This is a genomic window from Acidobacteriota bacterium (genome assembly GCA_012517875.1).
In the GTDB taxonomy this organism is placed as follows: domain Bacteria; phylum Acidobacteriota; class JAAYUB01; order JAAYUB01; family JAAYUB01; genus JAAYUB01.
Genome location: JAAYUB010000129.1, coordinates 1 through 3831, shown reverse-complemented (window position 1 = coordinate 3831; position 3831 = coordinate 1). Strand labels below are relative to the sequence as shown.

The 3831-nt window shown below is 66.8% G+C and carries 5 protein-coding genes; all 5 read left to right on the top strand.

Features of this window, described 5'->3' with window-relative positions; genetic code table 11:
- The first annotated feature begins 11 nt into the window (after positions 1–11).
- The 5 genes from GX414_13425 (at position 12) to GX414_13405 (ending at position 3715) form a co-directional block, all read left to right on the top strand.
- Positions 12–1397: a sigma 54-interacting transcriptional regulator gene (locus GX414_13425; GenBank protein ID NLI48101.1), complete on the top strand. Its 1386-nt coding sequence runs from the start codon at positions 12–14 to the stop codon at positions 1395–1397.
- 196 nt (positions 1398–1593) lie between these two features.
- The gene (locus GX414_13420) at positions 1594–2256 is read left to right on the top strand and encodes a hypothetical protein (GenBank protein ID NLI48100.1); all 663 of its coding nucleotides are present in this window, start codon (positions 1594–1596) and stop codon (positions 2254–2256) included.
- A 2-nt stretch (positions 2257–2258) separates the two neighbouring features.
- Positions 2259–2657, top strand: coding sequence for a DUF5320 domain-containing protein (locus GX414_13415; protein NLI48099.1), 399 nt, complete (start codon positions 2259–2261; stop codon positions 2655–2657).
- A gap of 114 nt (positions 2658–2771) precedes the next feature.
- Positions 2772–3272 carry a ferritin gene (locus GX414_13410; protein ID NLI48098.1) on the top strand — a complete coding sequence of 167 codons (501 nt, stop codon included), beginning with the start codon at positions 2772–2774 and terminating at the stop codon, positions 3270–3272.
- 80 nt (positions 3273–3352) lie between these two features.
- Positions 3353–3715 carry a dinitrogenase iron-molybdenum cofactor biosynthesis protein gene (locus GX414_13405; protein NLI48097.1) on the top strand — a complete coding sequence of 121 codons (363 nt, stop codon included), beginning with the start codon at positions 3353–3355 and terminating at the stop codon, positions 3713–3715.
- Positions 3716–3831 lie beyond the last annotated feature (116 nt).

The window sequence follows — 3831 nt, the reverse complement described above, 5'->3', positions numbered from 1 at the left end:
GGAAGGACCATGTGAAGCGGAAACAGCCAGCGAAATCGCCCGCGCCGCTTGCGCCCACCGAGGCCATTCTGGAGAGCATTTCCGACGGGGTGTTCACCGTGGACCTGGAGTGGCGGATCACCTCGTTCAACCGGGCGGCCGAGACGATCACCGGAATTTCCCGCGAAGACGCGATCGGCCGGTCCTGCTGCGAGGTGTTCCGCTCCAGCATGTGCGAGACCGACTGCGCCCTGCGCCGGACCCTCAAGTCCGGCCGGCCCATCATCGGTCGATCCGGCTACATCATCCGCGCCGACGGCGGCCGCATCCCCATCAGTCTGTCCACGGCGGTCCTGCGGGATGCCGCCGGGCGCATCGTGGGGGGCGCGGAATCATTCCGCGACCTGAGCGAGATCGAAGCGCTGCGCAACGAGCTCGCCGGACGCACGCGGGTGGGCGAGCTGGTGAGTCACAGTCCGCTCATGCAACGCGTGTTCGAAGTGTTGCCGGCCGTTGCCGCCAGCCCCAGCACGGTGCTGATCCACGGCGAGACCGGCACCGGCAAGGAACTGCTGGCCCGGACCATTCATGCCTTAAGCCCCCGGGCGGACGGCCCGTTCGTCGCCGTCAACTGCGGGGCGCTTCCCGACACGCTGCTCGAGTCGGAGCTCTTCGGCTACAAGGCCGGCGCCTTCACCGGCGCGGTCAAGGACAAGCCCGGCCGCTTCGCCCTGGCCCGCGGCGGCACGCTGTTTCTGGACGAGATCGCCGAGATCAGCCCGGCGCTGCAGGTGCGGCTGCTGCGCGTGCTCCAGGAGCGGGTCTTCGAGCCGCTGGGCGGAACCCGGTCCGAAAGCGCCGACGTCCGCGTGATCGTCGCCACCAACCGGGACCTGCCGGAGCAGATGCGCCGGGGCCTGTTCCGCGAGGACCTGTACTACCGGATCAACGTCGTTCGGGTGGAGCTGCCGCCGCTGCGCCGGCGGACGGAGGATGTGCCCCTGCTCGCGGACCAGTTCATCGAGCGGTTCAACCGGATCCAGGGGAAGGCGGTCCGAGGCGTCACCCCGGAGGCGCTGTCGCTGCTCATGGCCCACGCCTGGCCCGGCAACGTGCGCGAGCTGGAGAACGTGATCGAACGGGCGTTCATCCTGTGTCCCGACGGATACATCGGCATCGAGCACCTGCCGGAGGAACTGACCGTCCACCGCGCCGCCGGCACGGCCGCGGCGCCGGACATGCGCGCCGCCCGGGACCTGCTGGACGTCCGGAGCATTTGGGCCGCGCTGGAGCGCCACGGCGGCAACCGCCTCGCCGCCGCCCGTGAACTGGGCATTCACAAGAGCACTCTGTTCCGGAAGATGAAGCAGTTGGGGATCCGCCCGCCCGATCGGGACGGTCGCAGCCGTTCCGACTGACCGATACAGTCTTTCTTTTACGACTTTTTCGGTGATATGGGTTGCATAGTTGCGACTCATCCTGTGGGCTTCCGGTCACGACTGCAATCATAAATATCTAATTTACAATGGGTATGCTGGATTCGGGCCAAATCGGCATGAATGGCATGGCCCGTGCATAATCTGAAATGAAGACACTGTCTGCGGAGCAGCACCGATGAAAGCAGCCTTCGCCACTTGGGACAACCGAATCGCGCCGGTCTTCGACGTCAGCCGCTCCATTCACCTCGTGGAGGCGGAGGCCGGCCGCATCACGGCGGAGCGCCGCGTGGCGCTCGCTGACGAGCTGCCGGTCCAGAAGGCGGCGCGTCTGACTGCGCTGGGCGTGGAGCTGCTGGTGTGCGGGGCGATCTCGCGCCCCCTACAGATTCTGGTCGCCGCCCGGGGCATCGAGGTCATCCCGTTCGTGGCCGGCGATCTGCAAACCGTCATCAAGGCCTGGTTGGCCGACGGACTGGCGACGGACACCTTCGCCATGCCCGGATGCTGCGGACGCGGCAGGCGCCGACGCGGCGGGTGGGCCGGACCGCATATGGAGGGAATGCATATGATTGGAAGATTTCAAGGAAGAGCAGGTGGTGGCGGCGGCCGCGGCGGTGGCCGCGGCGGCGGTCGGGGACAAGGCGGTGGCCAGGGTGGCTGGGGCGCCGGCCGGATGGGCGGGCCGTTGGCGGCGGGTCCCGACGGCTGGTGCGTCTGTTTGGGCTGTGGCCACCGGCAACCCCATGCGCGGGGCGTGCCATGCAACCAGATGGTCTGCCCGCAATGCGGCGGTCCGTTGACTCGAGACGCCGCCCAATCCACACAAAAGGAGGAATGAACATGCCAGGAGGAGATCGAACCGGACCGATGGGGATGGGCCCCATGACAGGACGTGCCGCCGGCTATTGCGCCGGATTTGCGGTGCCCGGATCCGCCAATGCGGTGCCGGGGCGCGGCTATGGGATGGGCTTCGGCTGGGGCCGGGGCCGGGGCGGCGGCGCCTGGGGCCGCGGCGGGGGCCGCGGCTGGCGGAACCGCTTCTACGCCACGGGTCTGCCGGGCTGGGCGCGCGGTGGCACGGCCTTCGGACCCTACGGATACGCGGCGCCGCCCGCCGCGCCGGATCCGGCAGCGGAAAAGCAGATGCTGCAGGGGCACATCGAGGCGCTGAAAGCCGAGTTGGAATCGGTTCAGCAGCGGCTCAGCGAGCTGGAAAAGGAAGGATCGGACGCCAAGTGATCCGCTTCAGGAGTATCAGTAGTATAATGTGACGGATCGAGTGGACGAGCGTCCCTGGGGGGCGGTCGTCCACCCGGTTCGCGCAAACCCGATGTACGCCAAGGAGGAGACAGCATGGGCATTCGAGGACGCGAGATCGTTGGAAAAAACGTGGACCGCGTGGTGGAGCTGCTGAACAAGGCGTTCGCGGACGAATGGCTGGCCTACTACCAGTATTGGCTGGGGGCGAAGATCATCTCCGGTCCCATGAAGGACGCGGTGATCACCGAACTGATGCAGCACGCGGCCGATGAGCTGCGGCATGCCGACATGGTGTCCAACCGGATCATCCAGCTCGGGGGCACGCCGCTGACCTCGCCCACCCACTGGTTCAAGTGGACGAACTGCGGCTATGACGAACCCACCGACCCGTACGTGGCGAAGATCCTGGAGCAGAACATCAAGGGCGAGCAGTGCGCCATCTCGGTGTACCATGCCCTGACCAAGGAAGTGCAGGCGGAGGACCCGGTGACCTACAACATCGCCGTCCAGATCCTCCAGGACGAGGTGGAGCACGAGGAGGACCTGCAGGCGCTGCTGGAAGACCTGCAGTTCATGATGGCGAAAGGCCGCTGAAGCGGTCCGCATCGCCCAATCGGAATTCTCAACCGGAGCCCGGTTTGGATGCCGGGGTCCTCGCATCGGAGGAAAGACAAGTGAAAATTGCCTTCACATCATCCGGGGACACCCTGGACTCGCCGTTGGACAGCCGGTTCGGCCGGGCGCCGAAGTTCATCGTTTACGACACGGACACGCAGACGCACACCGCCATCGACAACGCCCAAAACCTGAACGCCGCCCAGGGCGCCGGCATCCAGTCGGCGGAAACGGTGGCGCGGGCGGGCGTGCAACACCTGGTGACCGGCCACTGCGGGCCGAAAGCGTTTCGCGTGCTCACCGCGGCGGGAATCGCCATCTACAATTGCGACGCGCCCACGGTGCGCGAGGCGTTGGAACGGTTTCATGCCGGCACGCTGAAGCCGGCCTCCGCGGCCGACGTCGAGGGCCACTGGGTGTGATCCGCGGCATCGTCATGAGACAAGTAACCGCGCGTTTCCGGAGAACCCCGTGGATCTGACCCCGCATCCGGACAGAACCATCAGTTACCGGCCCATCGGCATCATCCGCAGCCCGT

Excerpts from the sequence above, each read along its gene's own strand:
- GX414_13420 (NLI48100.1), top strand. The coding sequence starts at position 1,594 with ATGAAAGCAGCCTTCGCCACTTGGGACAACCGAATCGCGCCGGTCTTC.
- GX414_13415 (NLI48099.1), top strand. The coding sequence starts at position 2,259 with ATGCCAGGAGGAGATCGAACCGGACCGATGGGGATGGGCCCCATGACA.
- GX414_13410 (NLI48098.1), top strand. The coding sequence starts at position 2,772 with ATGGGCATTCGAGGACGCGAGATCGTTGGAAAAAACGTGGACCGCGTG.